This is a genomic window from Nodosilinea sp. AN01ver1 (assembly GCF_050565655.1).
Taxonomy (GTDB): Bacteria; Cyanobacteriota; Cyanobacteriia; order Phormidesmidales; family Phormidesmidaceae; genus Nodosilinea.
On record NZ_JBNXVS010000024.1, the window covers coordinates 12,545 to 33,305 of the forward strand.

The 20,761-nt window shown below is 57.9% G+C and carries 13 protein-coding genes; 8 read left to right on the top strand and 5 right to left on the bottom strand.

Annotated features, from left to right (window positions below):
* The first annotated feature begins 10 nt into the window (after positions 1-10).
* From ACQ4N7_RS17940 to ACQ4N7_RS17965, 6 genes are all read left to right on the top strand, one after another.
* Positions 11-688 (top strand): V4R domain-containing protein, encoded by a 678-nt coding sequence (locus ACQ4N7_RS17940; protein ID WP_106868518.1) that lies wholly within the window; start codon positions 11-13, stop codon positions 686-688.
* Complete coding sequence (locus ACQ4N7_RS17945; RefSeq protein WP_430712864.1) at positions 685-996, top strand: hypothetical protein; 312 nt, start codon at positions 685-687, stop codon at positions 994-996. The genes ACQ4N7_RS17940 and ACQ4N7_RS17945 overlap by 4 nt, the downstream gene beginning before the upstream one ends.
* A 103-nt stretch (positions 997-1,099) precedes the next feature.
* Positions 1,100-1,588 carry a hypothetical protein gene (locus ACQ4N7_RS17950; RefSeq protein WP_430712865.1) on the top strand — a complete coding sequence of 163 codons (489 nt, stop codon included), beginning with the start codon at positions 1,100-1,102 and terminating at the stop codon, positions 1,586-1,588.
* Between the two features lie 104 nt (positions 1,589-1,692).
* Positions 1,693-2,355 (top strand): V4R domain-containing protein, encoded by a 663-nt coding sequence (locus tag ACQ4N7_RS17955; protein ID WP_430712866.1) that lies wholly within the window; start codon positions 1,693-1,695, stop codon positions 2,353-2,355.
* Positions 2,356-2,359: 4 nt separating this feature from the next.
* Entirely contained in the window at positions 2,360-4,159 is a 1,800-nt protein-coding gene (locus ACQ4N7_RS17960; protein WP_430712867.1) for a serine/threonine-protein kinase, read from the top strand.
* 92 nt (positions 4,160-4,251) lie between these two features.
* Positions 4,252-4,641, top strand: a complete 390-nt coding sequence (locus tag ACQ4N7_RS17965; protein WP_430712868.1) for a RidA family protein — start codon at positions 4,252-4,254, stop codon at positions 4,639-4,641.
* 111 nt (positions 4,642-4,752) lie between these two features.
* Here ACQ4N7_RS17965 and ACQ4N7_RS17970 read toward each other — a convergent pair whose 3' ends face one another.
* The 3 genes from ACQ4N7_RS17970 to ACQ4N7_RS17980 all read right to left on the bottom strand — a co-directional run bounded on the left by ACQ4N7_RS17970 (position 4,753) and on the right by ACQ4N7_RS17980 (position 15,785).
* Positions 4,753-5,706, bottom strand: a complete 954-nt coding sequence (locus ACQ4N7_RS17970) for a YihY/virulence factor BrkB family protein (protein ID WP_430712869.1) — start codon at positions 5,704-5,706, stop codon at positions 4,753-4,755.
* Positions 5,707-5,769: 63 nt separating this feature from the next.
* A complete protein-coding gene (locus ACQ4N7_RS17975; RefSeq protein WP_430712870.1) occupies positions 5,770-11,094 on the bottom strand; it encodes a PAS domain S-box protein in 5,325 nt (1,774 codons plus the stop codon).
* A gap of 362 nt (positions 11,095-11,456) precedes the next feature.
* The gene (locus tag ACQ4N7_RS17980) at positions 11,457-15,785 is read right to left on the bottom strand and encodes a PAS domain-containing protein (protein ID WP_430712871.1); all 4,329 of its coding nucleotides are present in this window, start codon (positions 15,783-15,785) and stop codon (positions 11,457-11,459) included.
* A 606-nt stretch (positions 15,786-16,391) separates the two neighbouring features.
* Here ACQ4N7_RS17980 and ACQ4N7_RS17985 point away from each other — a divergent pair.
* Positions 16,392-18,173: a two-component system response regulator gene (locus tag ACQ4N7_RS17985; protein ID WP_430712872.1), complete on the top strand. Its 1,782-nt coding sequence runs from the start codon at positions 16,392-16,394 to the stop codon at positions 18,171-18,173.
* Here ACQ4N7_RS17985 and cax read toward each other — a convergent pair.
* Positions 18,161-19,252, bottom strand: a complete 1,092-nt coding sequence (cax, locus tag ACQ4N7_RS17990; protein ID WP_430712873.1) for a calcium/proton exchanger — start codon at positions 19,250-19,252, stop codon at positions 18,161-18,163. The genes ACQ4N7_RS17985 and cax overlap by 13 nt on opposite strands.
* A gap of 404 nt (positions 19,253-19,656) precedes the next feature.
* On the opposite strand from cax, the gene ACQ4N7_RS17995 reads away from it, so the two are divergent.
* Positions 19,657-20,013 carry an MliC family protein gene (locus ACQ4N7_RS17995; protein WP_430712874.1) on the top strand — a complete coding sequence of 119 codons (357 nt, stop codon included), beginning with the start codon at positions 19,657-19,659 and terminating at the stop codon, positions 20,011-20,013.
* Between the two features lie 6 nt (positions 20,014-20,019).
* Here ACQ4N7_RS17995 and ACQ4N7_RS18000 read toward each other — a convergent pair whose 3' ends face one another.
* Positions 20,020-20,760, bottom strand: coding sequence for a circadian clock KaiB family protein (locus ACQ4N7_RS18000; RefSeq protein WP_430712875.1), 741 nt, complete (start codon positions 20,758-20,760; stop codon positions 20,020-20,022).
* Position 20,761 lies beyond the last annotated feature (1 nt).

Consider the following 20,761-nt stretch of genomic DNA (forward strand, 5'->3'; position numbering starts at 1 on the left):
AATCATGGTTATGACCACCGAGACCGCCCACCGTCTGCACCAAAAATTTCCTAAGAAGCATAACCACTATGCCCTGCGGGATTTCTTTCAATTTAATGGTGAATACGGCACCATTACTGACTGGAACGATACCCGCAATGTGCTTACCAGTGAAGACTTTATTATCGGCCTGCTAGAAGGGCTGCAGGAAGAAGTCGGCGATGCCTCTTCAGCCATCATGTACACCGTGGGGCTGGAGTGGGGCAAAATCGACTCGCTCCAGTTTGAAGCCTGGTTTGAGCGCGAGTTTGCCATGAGCCCCCGCCGAGCCAACCTGATGTTTTTGCTCGAGACCTGGTGGTGGCCCTACATTTCTCAGGGCTGGGGCCGTTGGGAAGTAGACATGAGCGATCGCAAGCAGGGCTTTATGTTTATCAACCTGTTTGACTCCGCTGTGGCCCGTACCCTGGGCGATGTGGGCAAACCCGTCTGCCACCTGTACGCCGGGCTATTCGCCGGATTTTTCACCGAAATGGTACGCAAGCAGCTGAGCTGCATTGAAATTCAGTGCTACTCCATGGGCGAAACCTACTGCAAGTTTCTGCTGGGGGGCCGCGAGCGCATTGATGCCGCCGCCTTTTGGATGAACGAAGGGGCCAACGCCCGCGACATTGAGAAGCGGCTGCGGGCCGGGGAAGGTGGCCAATGAGCGCCTTCTCTCTCGATGCGATGACCGAGTCCGATGCTCCCCAACCCTGGCTGAAAGAAACGGTACAGGCTTTCTTTGAAGCGGTGGCCTGGGATGGACGAACGGTGCTGGCTGCCCCTGGTTTGGGGGGCACCGGCCGCGCAGAATCGGCCATGACGATGACCGTCAGCGATTTCTTTGCCCACATTGCCTGGGACGGACAGCCCACCATTGGGGTGCCTATCGCTCCCCTAGAGGCTACCCCGGATACCCCAGCGGATTCTGACCTCGACTTGACCCTAGATGGGTTCTCAGACCTGTTTGGTTAACCGCCGCGCTGGCGCAGACTGACCTCAAAGTTGACCCCAGATCCCGTTATCCCTGGTTGCCTGCCCGACCTAACCCTGCCCCTCCGATCCAGAGGATTTTGTCATGACCTTTAAGCTCGACGCCCTATTTGATTCACCCGATAAGCAATACCTCGATGCCAACGACCTCAGCATCCTGAGCCAGTACGTGAGCTCGATTCCAGAGCGGATGGCGGTTTATCGCACCCTGCGCGATCAGGAAATTGCCATTATGCAGCCCATTGCCGATGCCCTACAGCAGCAGGCCGGTCACCCTGAGCCTTTGGTCGAGCGCAGCGTGCGCAACGGGCTGATGGTGCTGCGCTATGCCGCTATGGCCATGCTGCTCGACGACGAGGGCTTTGTGGAAGAACGCCTGCAGGGTTGGCTACCCGAGATGGTTAAAGCCTACGAAACCCAGGCGGTTGATCAGCAGCTGTTTCAGCTCCTGCACAAGCAGTTGGGCAAGGTATTTTCGCCGGCTCAGCTGGGCCTGCTCAGACCCAGCCTTGAGAAAGCGCAAAGCCTGATGCTCAACACTCGCGAGACCGTTACCCTGGCCGGGCTGCTCTAGGCGCAGTGGATGTCTAACCCGTTTAGCGTTTGGGGGTTGCCCCTGTCCCGCCAGCGTCGGCGGGTCTGACCACCATCATCACTCTCCTGTAAAGGACATTACCTATGGTTTCTGTTGCCGATTTACTCACCGATGGCCGGCTCCCCGGCAACTACTTTGCCCAGGATCTCTACGTGCGGGGGTCAACCGAACTCGGTCTGCTCGAAAACCGCCGCGGCGATCGCCTGCTGGCCATCCCCGACCCGCTGCTGCAGGCCATTTACTCTGGGCTGGAAAAAGAAACCGGGCAGGCTTCGCGGCTGGTGCTCTACAACTGCGGCCGCTGGTGGGGCAAAAACTTCTACGCCCGCTTCTGCGAAGAACTAGCCGACTACTACAAACAGCCCCTGGCTAGCCTGTCGATGGCCGAATTCTTGCAGTCGCTACAGCAGTGCTGGAAAACCCACGGCTGGGGCCAAATTCATCTGGATATTACCTACCGCGATCGCGGGTTCTTGGGTGTAGAAATTTGGCATTCGCCCTTCACGGCGGCAGCGCCCCAGGGTCAAAAGCCCTCCGGCGATCTCGAGCGCGGCATTTTAGAGATTTTCTTTACCCAGCTCACCGGGCGCGAACTGCGCTGCGCTCAAACCAGCTGCACCGCCAAGGGCGACGACTGCAACCGCTTTATTTTGGGTCTAGAGAAGCGACTTGCCCCGGTAGAGGGGATGGTGGCGAACGGCCAGGCCCATCAGGCCATTATGCAAACCCTTATGCAGCAGGGGTAACCGAGTGGCGGCCCTAACCCGGCAGATTAGGCGATCGCAGTATCGCATTCTGGGGCTGGTCGGCCACGGGCAGTTTGGCCGAGTCTACTGCGCCATTCACCGCACGACGGGCGAGCTGGTTGCTATTAAAGACCTCCACAAAGACCGCTTCCCCACCCACAAGTTTTTGCGGGAGCTGCGGTTTTTAATCAGCCTGGAGCACCCCAGCATTGTCACCTGCCACGCCCTGGAGCACTCTACCAGCGGGCGGCAGCTGGTGCTCGACTACTGCGAGGGGGGCACCCTGCGATCGCTGCTGGAGAGCGACACCCCGCTGACGGTGCAGGAGGTGCTGGGCTTTGCGCTCGATATTCTCGCGGCCCTAGAGTGTGCCCACCGCCAGGGCATTGTGCACTGTGACATCAAGCCCGAAAACATTCTCATGGAGCTGACCCCTGGCGGCTGGGTAGCACGGGTGTCTGACCTGGGTATTGCCCGCCTCAGCCAGGAGGCCACCGAAGCCGACATGGGCCACACGGGGTCGCCCGCCTATATGGCTCCCGAGCGATTCTACAATCAGCATCCCCCCGCCGCCGACCTCTACGCGGTGGGCATTATTTTATACGAGCTACTGCTGGGTCAGCGCCCCTTCTCGGGCACCCCCACGGAGCTCATGGTGGCTCACTTAAATCGCCACCCGGTCGTACCGGCACAGGTGCCCGAAGCCTTGGGCCGGGTGTTGCGCAAGGCTCTGCAAAAGCTGCTGCCTAAGCGCTACACTACGGCCCGAGACATGCGCGCCGACCTGATGACGGTGTACGAAACATGCCAAGCCCAGGGGCTGCTATCGCAGCCCGCCTGTCCCAAGGTGCTGCCTGAGATTGAGCTGGCCCCGGACTTGCCCTCTGTGCCGCTGCCCCACCCAACGGTGGTGATGGGGCTGGTACCGCTACTCAAGGGGCATCTGGTTGTGACCTGCGGCCAGCAGCGGGTGTGGTTTTACCACTGGGCTCAGGCAGGTATGGCAGCACCTGAGGTGAGTCAGGGGTTTACGCTACCCGCCCCGGTGCATGCCTTTTTGCCCATACCCCAGGGTGGGGTGATTGTAACCGCCGAGTCGCTGCACCTGCTGTCGATGACCCACGGGTTGGGCTGTATTGCCCAAGGCATTCACCCCAACCAGGTTGCGGTTGCCCCCAGCGGACGCTGGTTTGCTGCCGCTACCAAGACCACAGACGACTCGGTGAAGGTTTCGATCCGCCAGCTAACGATGCCGCCGGGTCAGGGGGTCAAAATATCGGCTCCGAAGACGGCCACCCTCTCTAGCCAGTCGGGAGATCGGCTGATGACTTTGATCGCTACGGATGACCGCCACGTGACATTGGTAGTACGCCGGGGCAGCCGCACGCTGTTCCACGGGGTTACCCGTCGGGGCACCTACCTGGGCACCATTTCGGCTTCGGTAGCGATTGACAATCTGGTAGCCACCAGCCAGCCCTACCGCTACCTGGCGCTCGAAGAAAACTGCCCCAATGCCGTGCTGATTGTGGATCTGATGCCCTTTAAGGTGCTGCGCTATCGGGTTGATATCGCGCCTTACTGGCTCTTTGAGACGGCGGTGGGCTACGGGTTGCTCAGTCAAGCGGGGGAATTTGCGCTGATTAACGACGAAGGTCGGGTTATGAATCGCATGACCGGGCTGCCTCGGCCAGCGGCGATCGTGCAGCGCACGCCCACGCAGTACCTGTGGAGCGTCAATGAGGGCGATCGCAGTCGCATCTACACCGTCAACCTGGGCGATCTGGCATCCGATATTTTGTTCTAGCCGTAGGTTCAGCCACCTTCTGCGGAACCTATTACGCAGCTGTCACACAATTTAAGCGACACTATAGGGCGGTTGTCTCAAAAATTAAGCCCATGCTGGAGTTTATGACCCTGCCCAATAACGTGCTGCCCCCGGTGGCTCCCTATTCCCACGCGGTCAGGGCCGGAGATTTTTTATTTGTGACTGGGCAGCTGGCGGAAGATCCGGCTACGGGCGAAGTGGTCAAAGGCCCGATTGAAGAGCAGACCCGGCGGGTGATGGAAAACCTGGCTCTGGTGCTCGACCACGGGGGCAGTGGCTTCAACAAAGTGGTGATGGCGCGCATTTTTGTCACCGACTTTCGCTACTACGAAACAGTAAACACCATTTACCAGTCGTACTTTGGCGGTGCCCCTCAGCCCAGTCGCACCACAGTGGGCGTGACGGCGCTGGCAGGCTATGGGGATGTGGAGATCGATTTGATTGCCTACTGCGGAGAGTAAGCTGAAGCTTGACTTTGGGTGAGGGCAAACGGTCGTTTGCCCCTACGAGAATCACTAGGGTTTAATTTCGGCCTGTATTCGGCAACGCCCGCTGTTTAGTGACCATCCCTTCTATTCGCCAGATTGTGCGGCCCGCCGTCGGGTGCCAAACATGTGGGCATACACATACGAAAACTCGCAGCCCGCAAAGAAAATTTGACAGGCCAGAAAAATCCACAGCATGAGAATCATGACGCTACCGATCACGCCGTAGGAGACAAAGCGGCTGCCCAGGCTGATAATGCTGTTGCTGACTAGCCACTGCAGACCCGCCAGCAGCAGGGTAGTGAGCAGCGCACCGGGCCAAATATCGCGCCAGGAGAGTTTGATTGAGGGCAGAATGCGGAACAGACCGGCGATCGCAAAACCCAGGGCCAAAAACGACCAGCCCGCCTCCAGGCTGCGACTGAGAATAGCTTCGTCGATGGTGAGCAGGTCAAAGGTCGATTGAAAGGTATTCACCAGGCTGAGAATAACCTTAATAACAATGTTCGACAGCAGCGAGGCCAGCAGCAGCAGCGCCGTGGCCAGCACCAGCACAAAGGCCGACAGCTTGTTGACCACAAAAAAGAGCGCCATGCGAACGGGCGACCCCGCTTCGCTGACGCGGCTGGGGGTTTCCCAGATCTTGTTTACCGATCGCTTTAAAATCGCAAAGATGGTGCTGGCGGCAAACAGCAAAATACCAAAGCCAATCAGCCCGGCCCCGACGCTGTTTTCGTAGAGAGAAACGATGGTGTCTTTGATCAGCTCGTGCACTTCGGGCGGCAGGTAGCGCACAATCACCCCCTCAATGGCCTCAAATACCTCGGTATTTGGCCCCACCAGTGCCCCGGCAACGCTCAGCACCACCAGCAGCAGCGGAAACAGTGAAAACAGCGCGTAGTACGACAGCGCCGCCGCCATGCCAGGCACATTGTCGCGATCCCACTTGAGCCAGGTTTGAATCAGCAGCTGGGCAGGCTTAGAGGGAAGCAGCTGGGTGCGCAGGTAGGGGAGGAAGCGCGATCGCACGTAGTTTGGCATAGTGATAGGTCAGATAACGCGAAGGTATTATCGCCCAACCCCGGCAGCAGTGCAGATGCGGCACTAGCATTCCTGCAATCGTGGCCTCACTAGCGCTGCGATCGTGCTCACCAATAGGTCAGGTTCAATGGGTTTGGCCAGGTGCAGCTGAAAGCCAGCGGCGAGGGCCTGCTGCTGGTTGACATCTCCGGCGTAGGCGGTGAGGGCGATCGCGGGAATATTGCCCCCCTGGTCATGGCGTCTTTGGCGAATCTGCTGAACTAGCGCATAGCCGTTCATCTCGGGCATGCCGATGTCGCACAGCAGCAGGTCGGGCACCGACCGATTGAGCTGGCCCAGGGCCTGAATGGCGGAGGCTGCGGTGGTCACCTGCGCCCCCGCCTGGGTGAGAATAAACAACGCCAGTTCCCGCATGTCGGCCTCGTCGTCGACCACCAAGATCTGTAGCCCGGCTAAGTCGGTCGATTGGGTTAGGGGGGCAGCGGGGGACGGTTGATCCTGCCCGTTTAGGGTGAGGGGCAGCCGCACGGTAAAGGTCGCGCCCAGGTTCTGGCCGGGGCTTTCGGCGGTCACCAGGCCGCCGTGCAGTTCGGTGAGCTGGCGCACGATCGCCAGGCCCAGGCCCAGGCCGCCAAACTGGCGGGTGGTGGTGCCATCTTCCTGCCGGAAGTAGTCAAACACGTGGGGCAAAAAGTCGGAATGAATGCCCTTGCCGGTGTCGCTCACCTGAATTTGAGCGTAGCCGTCAACCTGCTCCAGGGTAATGGCGACCTGCCCACCCGCTGGAGTGAACTTCACCGCGTTGGAGAGCAGGTTCCACACCACCTGCTGGAGCCGGTTGGTGTCGCCCAACACCTGGCCCGCGATTCCCCCCTGGGGATGCTTCGCAATCGCATTTAGCGTAGTTTGGATGCGAATCCGTTTGGCTTCCGCCGCCAGGCGCACGGTTTCCGTCGCTGCTTCAATGGTGGTGACCAAATTCACTGGGGCCACGGTCAGGGTCAGCTTGCCCTGCAAAATGCGGGAGACATCGAGCAGGTCTTCGATTAGCTGAGCCTGGAGTTTGGCGTTGCGCTCGATGGTTTCTAGGGCCTGGTCGGTTTTGGCCGCATCCAGGGGCTTGCTGCGCAAGATTCTGGACCAGCCCAGAATCGGGTTGAGGGGCGACCTGAGTTCGTGGGACAGAACGGCCAGGAACTCATCTTTAATGCGATTGGCGGCTTCGGCCTTGGCGCGATCGCGCTGGGCGGCCTGGTAGAGCTGGGCATTTTCAATCGCCAATGAGGCCCGGTGGGCCAGTTCTTCAGCCAGCTGCAAATCGGCAGTCGTGTAGCGGCGGCCCGACTCTGCTGAGATAAACGAGATCACGCCAATAATGCGGTCCTGGCTGCGCAGGGGCACCGTCATCACCGAGCTAAAGCCCACCTGCCGCAAAATCTCTAAATGCTCAGGGTCTTTGGCGGCGTGCACCAGCAGCTCATCGGGGATTTCGGGCACCAGGTCGGGCTGCCCGGTGCGCAGGGTGAGGGCAGCACCGCGCTCGGCATTGGTATCTAGGGGATACTTGTCTCGAATTTGGTAGGCCCATTCCAGCTTGGCCGGGTCAATGTGGGCTACGGCAATTTGGTCAATCGCGCCATTCTCCGCCACGATGTGGACGGTGCACCAGTCGGCCAGCTGCGGTACGGTGAGCCGGGCCACTTGCTCCAGGGTGGTTTGGTAGTCCAAAGATGAGGCCAGTACGGCGCTCGACTCCGAGAGATACTGCTGGGCTTGCTCTAGCTTGACGCGATCGGTGATGTCGACCACGTAGGCTAAAAGCCGCTCTACCTGATGGTTTGAGTCCACCGTTGGCAGATAGTAAACGTTGTAGTAGCCAGGGCGGCGATCGTCGCGCCCAGGGGCGTGAAGAGGCAGGCTAGGCGAAATAAACGGCTGCCCGGTGGCATAGATCTGGTCAATAACATCAACGATGGTGGGATCGCTTTGACCAAATAGCTCTGCCACCGACTTACCCAAGTGACCGTCGCGGGGTATGCCGTTGATCTCGGCCAGGGCGTCATTGATGGCAATAAAGCGCTGTTCCTGATCTAAGAGCGCTAGCCCGATGGGAGAGGTGTCAACAATGGTGGCTAGCTGCTGCCGGGCGGCTTCGGCCTGGGTGCGGGCCAGGCGCTCTCGCTCAAGCAGCTGCTCGCGCTCCTGCTCGGCCTGCTTGCGTTCGTCTTCGACGCGCTTGCGTTCGGTGACATCCAGTACCAAAGACAAGATCGAGGTCATCCGTCCCGATTCGTCTCTCAGGCTAGAGTTGTACCACTCGCAGTGAACTACGGCGCGATCTTTGGTGTAGTTGCGGTTGTAAGAAAAAATATGGGACTCTTCGCCATAAACCAGTCGGCGACAGGCTTCGGTAACCGGTTCTAGATCGTCTTCATAGACCAGGGGGATCTCGGCTAGCCTTTTGCCCAGCATTTCGTCGGCATGCCAGCCCAGAATGCGCTCTGCCCCCGCAGACCACCGAGTCACGCGAAAGTCTCGATCCCACTCGATTACCGCCACTGGCGTGTTTTCAACGTGGAAGTTGAGCTTTTGCAGCGCCTGATGCAGGGCCTCTTCTGCCTGCTTGCGCTCGGTAATGTCGATCACCGCCCCGATCGACTGCCTGGGCTGACCTTGCACATCGTAGGAAAACTGCCCTCGGACCTCGACCCAGCGAGTGGAACCATCGGGCCAGCGCAGGCGGTATTCGTGATGGTACTCGGTGCGCTCTTGAACCGCCTGCTGAAGCTTTGCGTTGGCCAGGGCCAGGTCGTCAGGATGGACGCGGCTGGCCCACATCTCGTAGCTCGGTTCGCCTTCGTTGGGCTGATAACCCAAAATGGTGAAATGCCCCGCTGACCAGCGGATGGTGCCGGTCTGCATGTCCCATTCCCAGGTGCCCATGCGGCCAATGTTGAGGGCGAGCTGGAGCCGTGCTTCACTTTCGCGCAGCTCGGCTTCGGCCCGCGATCGCTCCACAGCCAGCCAGGTTTTCTCGGCGATCCGCTCCATCAGGGCCACATTGTCTGCCGTCCAGCGGCGCGGCGCGGCGTGAAGTAGCACCAGTAGGGCCACAAACCGCCCCCGTTTCACCAGGGGCACGCAGAGCAGCGACTTAGTCTTGATGGTGGCAAAGGCTGCCGCCCCGGCTCCAGCGGTGCGAGGATCGCGATCGACATCGTCGACCACGATGGTTTTGCCCTGCATGAGTTCGGCAGCAATCTCAACTCCAAACGAATCCATGCGGTGGGCTCCCACCACACTGACAACACCGTCGCAGTAGTCGCGATCGACGATCACATGCTCTTGGGCGGTATCAATTTCACCGTAGGCACAGCGGGTAACGCTGAAGTGCTGGCCGGTGGCGCTAACCACCTGCCAAATGATTTCCTCAGAGTCTTGCAGGGTGCGGGCGGCATCGTTGAGCTCAATTAAAAACTGCTGCTGCCGTTCTTTGCGCTGGAGTTCTACCAGCAGGGCCTCGCGGTTGGCTTCGATCTGCTTGCGATCGGTAATATCGATCGAAACCCCGATCATGCGCACGGCCTGGCCAGCGTCGTTGAGATAAATTTGCCCCCGGCTCTTGAGCCAGCGCACTTCACCGTCGGCAGCAATCACGCGATAGTCTTGGACAAACGCCTGATTCCCGGCCACCGCCTGGGCCATGGCCTGCTGCAACAGCGATCGATCATCGGGGTGAATCAAGGCTCGAAACTCATCGGTGGTGCCCACCTGCATGCCCCAAATCGCTTCAGCATTGGGGGAACAGATGACGTTCTGCGTTTCTAGATCCACATCCCAGGCCATCATTTGGGCTGAGGAGAGAGCTAGCTGGAGGCGTTCTTCGGCCTGCCGCAGGTTTGCCTCGATTTGCTTGAGGCGGGTCACATCCTGAAACATGCCAATGCCGATCGCCCCGTGGCCGTACATAGCGGGCAGGATTTCTCCCCAGCAGAGGGTGGCCCGCACGCCGCCGGGGGTGTGCCAGTTCATCTCATAGTTCTCTAAGCGCTCGCCCCGGGCGATCAGTACGGCGGGCATTCGATCGGTGGGGATGCGCTCGCCCTGGGCATCGGTGCAGTAGTAGGCGTCGGCGTATTCTTCCAGGGGTTTGTTTTTGGGTAAATCACCTCCGGCCAGTTCATTGGCAATGCGGTTGGCAAACACGACTTTTGCGGTGTCGGGTTCAATAAAAACGGTGGGTGTTGGCATTAAATCGAGAACAGTTTCTAACCATTTCTGCTGGTTCTCGAGATCTTCCGCCTGCTGTCTCAGTAGACGTTCGGTGCGCTGGCGTTCGGTGATATCTTGAAACACCACGACAGCCGCTAAAATTTGCCCTTGCTTGTCTAGAATTGGCGCAGAATTAACGGCAATTACGGTGCGCCGCCCATCGTCCTGGCGCAGCTCCATTTCCTCATGGGCAATGACTTCGCCTGCTCTCAGCGATCGCGGCAGGGGATATTCGTAGGGCGCATACTTTTGGCCGTCGGGGCGAAATGCCTCAAAGGGCGTGATCGGGACATAGTCCTCCAGCGCGTAGGACTCCTCGTAGCTGTAGCCCAAAATTTGTTTGGCCTGTTCGTTGGCCAGCACAAGCTTGTCTGACGAGGCCTCGGCAATCAGCACGCCCGCGGGCATCTGGCGCAGAACAGCTTCAAACTGAGCCCGTTCTGTTTCCAACTCGCGGAGCAGTTGATCTCGCTCGACCTCAGCCTGTTGGCGTTCGGTCACATCGCGAAAGTAAACCGTGATGCCCTCCTCAGAGGGGTAGGCGTTTACCTCCAGGCAGCGTTGCAGCGGCTCGCTAAATTCTTCCCAGGCCACCGGTACTTGCTCTGCGATCGCCCGGTGCATGGCCTCGTAGGCCACCCCACCCACTAGCTGAGGAAAGACCTCGCTCCAAACCTGTTTACCAATCAGGTCTGCGGGGGCTCTGTGCAGAATTTGGGCCGCCGCCTGGTTGACGTAGGTGTAGCGCCAGCTGTGGTCAAAGGCCACAAACGCATCGGTAATGCTTTCTAGAATAGCGACGACCTTGTCCGTGCCCCGATCTACCTGACCTGGAGAGGTGGCTAACTGAGCCTCTAGCGCCTGTTTCTGCTGCTGTAGCTCAAGCAGCTGGGCTTGCAGCCGCCCGATTTGAGCGTTTTCGTCGTCGCAGCTAGCAGCGTTTTTTAGCTCTAAACTGCGGGCAAACTGTTCAATGACTTCAGAGCGAGACGTGCCTCGCTGCTGGGCCGCCCGATCGAGCGATCGCCAAGCCGTATGGGTTAGAGACAGGCTGACTCGATGTTTGGTCTCTCGCTCCCAGTTGTTCACAAACTTGCCGCTCGCGTCGCGTTTCATGGAGGGTGGAACCGTGTATATAAACGGTAAATCCATTCAACTCGACTCTGATGCGAATACAAATCTTCCTCAAGATGGATGTTCTAGCTCAATTGGGTACTGCATTGGGGCTGTGCCGAAAAAGGTTTGGGAGCGATAGCTATACGCCACCCGAGGTTTTGCTCGTGACGGCTGCCAATGTCCTGAGTGGTCCCAAGCGTCCATGCTGTTGGCACGGTATGTCGCTGTAGCCAATTGGGTTAGGACGCCTGGCAGATAGCGATAGCGTTCGAACCTTTGAATGTTTTTAGGCTTTTTATCGATGTCCTAACCTGGGTGACTCTGGCTGTAGATGAGCGGGATCAGGTTTGTTGCAAAGCCCGCTATAGCGCCAGCAGCCGCTGAATTAGAGCCTTCAGCTCCTTCATTTTGACAGGCTTGGGCAGATACTGGTTGGCACCGGCCTTCAGGCAGCGATCGCGATCGCCGGGCATGGCCAGGGCCGTCAGGGCAATAATGGGTAACGTGGCAAATCGAGCCTCACTGCGAATCAGCTGCATCGCCTGGAGGCCATCCATACCGGGCATTTGAATATCCATCAGGATCAAATCTGGCGCTTGAGTTTGGGTCAGCTCGACCGCCTCCTGGCCATTTTTGGCGTAGATCAGGCGATACCCCGAGGCCGTGAGAAAGCTTGAAATAGTGGCCACGTTCATGTCGTTGTCTTCTGCCAGCAAAATCAGCGGTCGGTCTACCGGCTGGTGAACCAGATCGGGCAGGCTGACAATCAGGGCAGGCGACAGCGGGGCGGGGTGGCTTTGCTGCAGACTTTCTAGGGTCTGCTGGAGCTGCTGGCGAGTGATGGGCTTGACCAAATAGTCAGATGCCCCCAGCGACAACCCGTAGGAGCGCTCGTCTACTACCGATACGACAATTACCGGAATAGCCTGGGTTTGAGGCGAAGCTTTGAGCTGTCGCAGCACGTCCCATCCCGAGCGATCGGGCAGCAGAATGTCGAGAATAATCAGGGCGGGGCGCGTCTGCACGACCTCCTCCATAACGCGATCGCCGCTGGGGCAGACAATGGCCTCCAGCCCTTGCTCTTGCAGATAGCGAGCCAAAATGCCGGCCGCTTCAACCGAGTCTTCGATCACCAGCACACAGGTATTGTTGGTATCGAGGGGCTGGGCAGGGGCAGTTGAGCTGACGGTCGCATCTAGGCCCGCCTCGCTCAGGTAGGGCAGCGTAATGGTGAAGCAGCTGCCCTGGTTGACCTCGCTGGTAACCGACACGCTGCCGCCGTGAAGTTCGACGATCTTGCGCACGAGGGCGAGACCGAGACCAGTACCCGTATACTGACGGCTCAAGCTGCTGTCAATTTGAACAAAGGGCTGAAACAGTTTGGCCAGATTTTCTGAGGCAATGCCAATGCCCGTATCGGTAACAGACAGTTTCAGCAGATTTCTAAAGGCGCTCTCAGAGCCCTGCGATTCAACCTCGACCCTGAGGGTGACCTGCCCACCAGCGGGCGTGAATTTCACCGCATTGCTGAGCAAATTGATCAAAACCTGACGAATTCGCCGTTCATCTACTGCGATGTCAGGCATTGAGCGAAGGCTTTCTAAACTGAGGCCAACATTCTTTGAAAACGCCATCTGCCTGACAAAGCTCAGGCTCGACTCGCAGAGCTGCTTTACGTTCACCGCCACGGGCTCTAGCTCTAGCTTGCCGGCTTCAACCTTAGATAGATCGAGAATATCGTTAATCAGGTCTAGCAGGTGCAGGCCGCTGCGCTCGATGGTGCTGAGCGCCTGGCTTTGGCTGTCATTGATCGGGCCAAAAACCTGCTCTTTTAACCCCTCAGCCATGCCCAAAATAGCGTTCAGCGGCGTGCGCAGCTCGTGACTCATGCTGGCTAGAAACTCGTCTTTGAGGCGGGTGGCGCGGTCCAGTTCGGCGTTGGTCAAGACCAGGCGCTCGTTGATCTGCTGGAGTCGTTCTTCAGCCTGCTTGCGCTCGCTGATGTCGAAGTTCACCCCAATCATGCTTTTGGGATTGCCCTCTGCATCGCGCCGCACCTTGCCGTAGGCTTTGATGTGGTGAATGCTGCCGTCGGGATGCCGCACGCGGAATTCAGGGTCGTAAGTCGCTTGCCCCAGTACGGCCTGCTGCAACAGTGCCTCTGCCGCCAGCAGATCGTCGGGATGCACGCTGTCGGCCCAAAACCTGTAGGCCCAGGTGGCGTCAGCATTAGCGCCAAAATCAGCCCTAGAGAGCCCGTAAAGCTCATACATGCGCTCATCCCAAAAGATGGTGTTTTGCTGAATATCCCACTCCCAGCAGCCGATCGCGCCGGAGTTGAGCGCCAGGCTCAGGCGCTCAGACAGCTTCTGCCGCTCCAGTTCAGCCAGTTTGCGATCGGTGATATCGAGGGCGGTGCCAAACACTTTGACCACCTGCCCCTGGTCGTTGCGTTTGACGCTGCCGCGCGCTTCCAGGTAGACAAGAGCGCCGTCGGGCCGAACGAATCGCAGCTCGATCTCGTAGGGCATGCCCGCCTGCATAGCCCGGTTGAGGTACTGCTGCAGGCGATCGCGATCCTCCGGCGGAAAGTAATTAAAGTGCTCGGCGTAGGCCGGTTCAGGATCACTGGGGTCAAAGCCCAGAATGCGAAAGAGTTCGTCTGACCAAGTCAACTCTTGGGTGATCGCATCCAGTTCCCAACTGCCCAAATGCACCATGCGCTGAGCTTCGGCCAGGGCAGCCTGGCTGTAGCGCAGCTGCGCTTCGACCCGTTTAATATCGCTAATATCGAGCACCGTACCCACCAGCGCCAGCGGTTGCCCAGTCTCTCGATGCACCAGTTCGGCCCGCGACAGCACGTAGTGCAGGCTGCCATCGGGATGAAAAAGGCGGTATTCAGCCTCAAATGGCTGGCCCTGATCGATTACCGCCTGGGTCTTTTGCTCGACCTCAACGCGATCGTCGGGATGCACATACTCAAGAAATTCGGCAAAGGTGGGCGGCCCGGCCTCAGCAGCTCGACCAAAAATCCGGTAGGTTTCGGCTGACCAGTCAATGGCGTAGGTATACGGGTTAAACTCCCAGCTGCCCAGGCGAGCAACACGCTGGGCCGCCGCCAGGTGCGCTTCGTTCTTGAGCAGCTGCTCTTCGGCCCGCTTGCGGCGATCGATGTTGGTTTCTGAGCCAATAATGCGGACGGGGTTGCCGCTGTCATCCCAGTGAGCCTGACCGCGATCGAGAATCCAGAGGTAGTGACCGGCCTGGTGCCGAATGCGGTACTCGACCTCGTAGAAGGGAGTTTTTTGGGCCAGGTGATCGTTAAAGGCGGCCAGAACGCGATCGCGATCGTCCGGATGAAGGCTATTCAGCCATACGGCCTGGCTACTGTCTTCTAGCGCCGATAGCCCCCGCAGCTCCTTCCAGCGCTCGGTGCGAAACGTCTCTCCGGTGATCAAGTTAAGATCCCACAGAGAGGCGTTGCTGCCTCGGATAGCCAGCTGCCAGCGCTCTTCGCTTTCGCGCAGGGCGGCGGTGCGCTGCGCGACGCGCTCCTCCAGCTCGCGGTTTAGAGCCTGGAGAGCAATTTCGGCCCGGCGGCGATCGCTGATGTCGCGAATCACAAACAACACGTCATCACCGTTAATCGGGCTAGCCCGCACTTCTTCCCAAAACAGCTCGCCATCGATCTCAAGCTGTTGCTCGTAAACCTGTACGGTCCCGGTCTCAATGGCCTGTTGCGCCACCCAAACTTTTTGATCGGCCAAAGACTGAGGCAAGACATCGTAAACGGTGTAGCTGGGTGAGACTGAGGGGGGCAGCAGCACTTTTTTAACCGAGCCACCGCTGAGTATGCCCAGATATTGCCCCTGCCGGTTGATTCGCACCAGCAGATCGGGGATGGCGTCGACAATGGCGCGGTTGGTGGCTTCTAGCGCTTTGCTATCGGTAATATCGCGCACCACAACCAGCACCTCGTCGGCACCGCAGGGGTTGATTCTAACTTCCTCGGTGCGGAGGCTGCCGTTGATAGCAATCTGCTGTTCGTAAATTTGCAGCTCCCCCGTCCGAAGTGCTTGCTGAATATGACTTAAGCGCAGAGACGCTAACTCGGGTGGAAGAATCTCATCGAGCCGCTTGCCCGGCAGGAAGACGTTGCCGCAGTGAACATTTGAGCTAGGGGACAAAACGCAGTCAAGATAGATACCCGCCGCCGAGGTTCGCATGATCAAGTCGGGCAGCGCCTGGGTCAAGGATTGATACTGTCTATCTCGGTTGCTAAGGGAGGCGGCTAACGCCTGCTGTTCCTGGAGCACCTGCCACAGGTGAGGCTGCAGGCGCTCTCGGGTAACCACCCCCACCAGCCCACCGCGATCGTCTAGAACAGCCAGGTGATCGGTAGCGTGCTGATCTAGCTGCTGCATCAACATCGAGAGGTCGCCCAGGTCAGCCTGCCGCACTGTGACAACCGGCGATCGCATCACTACAGCAATGGGCAAATCGCTGAGCGATCGCCCCTGAACGACCAGCGGTATCAGATCGCGCTCAGTAAAAACACCCGCTAAATTTGCCCCGTCAGCCACAAAAACACAGGGAAGTTGCGGTTGACTACCACCCATAATCCGTAGCGCATCGGCAACAGATGTATCGCCGCATACCGAGGCAGTAATACCAACAAAAGGATAGTGCATGGGGGGAATATAAAGCAGCGGGAAATTACGCTAAAAACAGATTGCCCTAGATTCCGCCTCAGCTGCGTCATTGGCACATCTAGGAATAAGACTTTATTGAGGCAATCGGCAACTTTCTTTCAACCAAAGACCTCAGTATCTCCTATAAATATAAGTATCCGCCAGCGCACCATCTCTGGGTGACCTAAGAGCGGTTACATTGCGCCGCAATGCGCTTAATGGCTAAAGCCTGAATATAGATTAAAGTCTATAAATTGAAGGATTTAAAGCGCTTGGAGCTATAGCTTGTTATGACATGTTGGCGTTCTAAAGTCGTTAATTGGGTCTTTTTTCCAGCCCAAAAGCGTCTGGTACTGTTCTAAAGATCGACGAAATTAGGCGACTTCTGCCAAAAAACAGATATTTAGACTGCTACTTGCATTCCTGATATTTTTCGGACTTCTCTATAACTTTAGCTGCTTCTCTAGCGTAAACAGCCTTCGCAGAGGCGTTTGGGAACGCTGTAGGGGAATGCTAAAAAAGCTTCTAGAGAACAATCAAAGCCTCGTCGCTCATAAACCGAGAGCCGATCGCTTTATTTGCTCAAATAGCCCAATTGATGCGTTTATGTCCTCTGCTTACCCTCACTCAATTCTCATCGTTGATGACGAGCCCAGCAACTTTGAAGTGATTGAGACCCTGCTCGCCATCGACGCAGCAGAAGAGACATTTTCCAAGCAGGCTCAAGCCTATCAGCTGCACTACGCAGCCAGTGGGGCAGCGGCCCTCGCGGCGCTCGACCTCTTTCAACCCGATGTCATTTTGCTCGATGTCATGATGCCGGGCATGAGCGGGCTGGAGGTCTGCCAGCGCATCAAAGCCATGCCCCAGTGGCAGGCAGTACCCATCATTATGGTGACATCCCTCACCTCTAAGGCCGATTTAGCCCGCTGCTTCACGGCTGGGGCCGACGATTTTATTGGCAAGCCAGTCACTCGGCTAGAGCTAACCGCCAGGGTGCGATCGATGCTGCGCATTCGCCAGCAGTACAAAGCGCTGGCAACCTTCAACGCCAGCCTAGAAAAAACCGTGCAGGAGCGCACGGCCCAGCTGCAGGCCAGCCTCAACCGCGATGCCCTCACTCAGCTACCCAGCCGTACTTTTTTGCTCCAGCAGCTGGACGAGATCCTGCGGGCCAAATGTTTCTCCTTTGCGGTAGTCTACCTGGACTGCGATCAGTTCAAACTCGTCAACAGTGCCTTTGGCCACGCCGTCGGCAATCAGCTCCTGCTGGCGATCGCTGAGCGCTTGCAGCAGCTTTTACATCCCAGCGATATTTTGGCACGCTTGGGCGAAGACGAATTTTGCTTTTTGCTGCGTCATGTTGACTGTGAAGCCGATCTAGAGCCCTTTATTCGCACGGTACTCCAGAGCTTTGCCAGTTCGTTTATGATCGGCGACTGCGAAATTTTTATGACCGCCTGCCTGGGGATAGCCCTGGGCAACAGCGCCTACCAACACCCAGAAGAGCCCCTGCAGGACGCCGACACGGCTATGTATAAAGCCAAACTGCGGGGCAAAAACTGCTGCCAGATCTTTGACTGCCAAATGTCTGTGGCGATGCTAGCGCGCCTCACCCTGGAGACAGACCTGCGCCGTGGCCTCGACAACCAGGAGTTTGTGGCTTACTACCAGCCCGTTGTTGACTTAAAAACTGAGACGGTGTGCGGCTTTGAGGCGCTGGTGCGCTGGCGGCACCCCGATCGCGGCATGGTTTCACCCGACGAGTTTATTCCCTGCATGGAAGAAACCGGGCTAATTGTGCCCGTGGGTATTATGGTGCTGCATCAGGCCTGCCAGCAGCTGCTGACCTGGCACCAGCAGGGCTGGAAAGACCTGACCATCAGCGTCAATCTATCGGTGCGCCAGTTTGCCTCGCCCACCCTGCTGATCGACATTGACCGCGTGCTGGCCGAAACGGGCGTTGACCCCAGCAGCCTCAAGCTAGAAATTACCGAAAGCGCCCTGCTCGAAAACGCCGATGTGGCCATCGACCTGATGGAACAGCTGCGATCGCGCCACATTCGCATCAGCGTTGATGACTTTGGCACCGGCTATTCGTCCCTGAGTTCGCTCCACCGCTTTCCCCTCAACGACCTCAAAATTGACCGCTCTTTTGTCAGCCAAATGGACGAGAACAGCCGCAATTTTAAGATCGTCAGCACCATCATTTCGCTGAGCGACCAGCTAGAACTAACCGTTGTTGCCGAGGGCATCGAAACCCGCCAGCAGCTAGACCACCTGCGGCAGCTCGGCTGTACGCTGGGTCAGGGGTATCTCTTTTACCCGCCGCTGAGCGTCCGCGACATTGAGACCCACATTCTTACCCGGTCTGCCTACACCGGGTGAAAGAAAAACGACGCCCCCAAAATGGCAAAGGTGGAGAGCAGCAGCACCCCTTCCAGCCAGTTCGATTTGCCGTCCTGACTAATCAGGTTCACCACCGCAACGGCAATTACGACCGCGATCGCCTCAAAGGGGCCAAAGTTCAAGTCCATCGGCTGGCCAATAAAGTAGCCGATGATCACCAGAATCGGGGCCACTAGTAGCGCCACCAGCAGGCTCGACCCCATGGCGATCGACACCGACAAATCCATGTTGTTCTTCACCGCCATCCGCACGGCGGTCACGTATTCCGCCGCACCGCCCACCAGGGGCAGCAAAATCACCCCGGTAAACAGGTCGGTCAGCCCTAGCATATTGGCCGTTTCTTCCACCGCGCCCACAAAAATTTCTGACTCAACCGCTACCCCAATGGTAGCGGCTAGCAGCACCCCTAGCCAAAGCACCACGTTGGGCTTTTCGCCTTCACCGTGCGCCTCTGCGCCGTGCTCGCCCTCAGCATCGCTCACCCCCACGTCGTAGAGGTAGCTGTGGGTTTTGAGGGAAAACAGCAGCGTCAGCCCGTAGACCACAATCATTACCACCGCCACCGTCAGCGACAGGCGGCTAATGGCGGTCGGCTCGACGATGTTGGAGGTGTTGATTACCATGGCCGGCAGCACAATTGCCGTCACCGCCAGGGCCATAGTGCTGCCGTTGATGCCCGCCACGTTGCGGTTAAACTCCTGCTCTTTGTAGCGCAGCCCGCCAAAGAACATCGACAGCCCCAGCACCAGCAGCAGGTTGGCCAAAATTGAGCCGGTAATGCTGGCCTTTACAATGCCGATCAAACCCGCTTTGAGAGCAACCAGCGCAATAATCAGCTCGGTGGCGTTGCCAAAGACGGCATTGATTAAGCCGCCAATGGTGGGGCCTGTAACCACAGCCAGCTCTTCGGTAGCGGTGCTCAGCCAAATCGCCAGGGGCACAATGGCCAGCGCTGATAGAGCAAATACCGCCAGGGCACCCCACTCCAGTCGTTCTGCTGCGATCGAGATTGGAATGAAGAGCAGCAGACCCAGGGAAATAATATTTTTTATCGACATAAATAACTAGCTCAAGGAATTAGGTGGGCACTGGGGCAGCGATATAACCCTCACGCAGCTTTGGGGACCAGGGTGGGCGTAGTCTAGCCAAACAGGTTAAAACCAGTAGCGACCAGCCAGAGCCTCTGACTAAAAGCCGTCGTAGCAGACCCATTTTTCTGCCTATTGTCAGGCGAGAGACCATTCTACGCAATCATCTGGGCTGTCTTTTTACTAAGCTGCCCACAATTTGATCGCTAAGCGATCGCTAGACGGTCAGCAAAAGTGGCTAAGCTGCTCTCCTGGCTAGTCATAGGGGTCGCTAGGATAGCGATTGGCAATCAATGCGGCCAACAAAAACTAAAGGTTTTTGTCCTGCTTTGGCTGGTTTATCCCCCTTAAATTTACGTTTGGAGATACTCACGATGAAATCTTTACTCAACACAGCGGTAATAGCGGCGGCTTTAGCCGGACTGACCCTAGCTGGCTGCACCACGACCTCCCCTACGGGCGACGATACCGCCACCGATGAAACCACAACCACCGACGCAACCGTGGTATTTGAGTGCCCCGGCGGCGAGACGATTACCGCTCAGTTTATCGGTGCAGATGAGGCGATCGTTACCCTACCCAACCAAGACCCGATTACCCTGCCCGCTACCGAGGCGGCCTCGGGGGCACGCTATAGCGACGGCACTACAACCCTGTGGAATAAGGGCGAAAACGTTCTAGTTGAGGTTGACAACACCGTAGTGCTATCGGATTGCACCGCTCAAAACTAGCTCAAACTAGGCCAGCAGCAGCGCCATCTGCTCCTGGCTCAGCACGTTGCCAACTACCCGCCGCACCGGCTCCGGCCACACCTGAATCAGGGTTGGCGTAGCTGAGATGTGGGCCGCTTCGGCCTCACCGGGGTGAGTAGTCACGTCGATCACCTGTAGGGTGTAGGCGCTGGGCAGAGCCGACTCCAGGGTGGTGTACAAAAACCGCAGCATTCTCTCAGTGGCCGCAGTATCGGTGCCGCTGACAAACAGTTTGAAGCAGTGGGGCTGAGGCCCTGCGCTGGGAGCATCGAGTGTATCGGCGGGCAAAGGAGCTTCTGACACCTCAGCGGCCTGCTCAACCCTCATAATCAAGTCATGGCATTCCCACAGCTGCGGAAAAGTGGGCCGATACGACTCGATGAGCGCCACAGAACATGCTTCGGCGCTGCTGTAGTTGGGCTGCCACTGGAGCTGCCCCAGGCCAAACAAAGCGTTGAGCAGGGGTTGAAACCGCAGCGCGCGCGGGTAGGCTTCAGCCACCATAGCCGGTACCTGGGTAGTAGGGTTGACCCAGCGGTCTACGGTGGCCGTAAAGCAGGGCAGCAAAAAATAGGGTGGCTCGGCCAGCCCCAGATGCGTTTGCAGAGCGGCACACAGGTCTAGATGCCAGTGAGCGCGCTTTTGCTCGTCTAGGCAATAAACACAGTCGCCCCCAGGGGTAAACAGGGCAATACCCTTAAAGCTGGGGGCAACCAAGTCAGACATC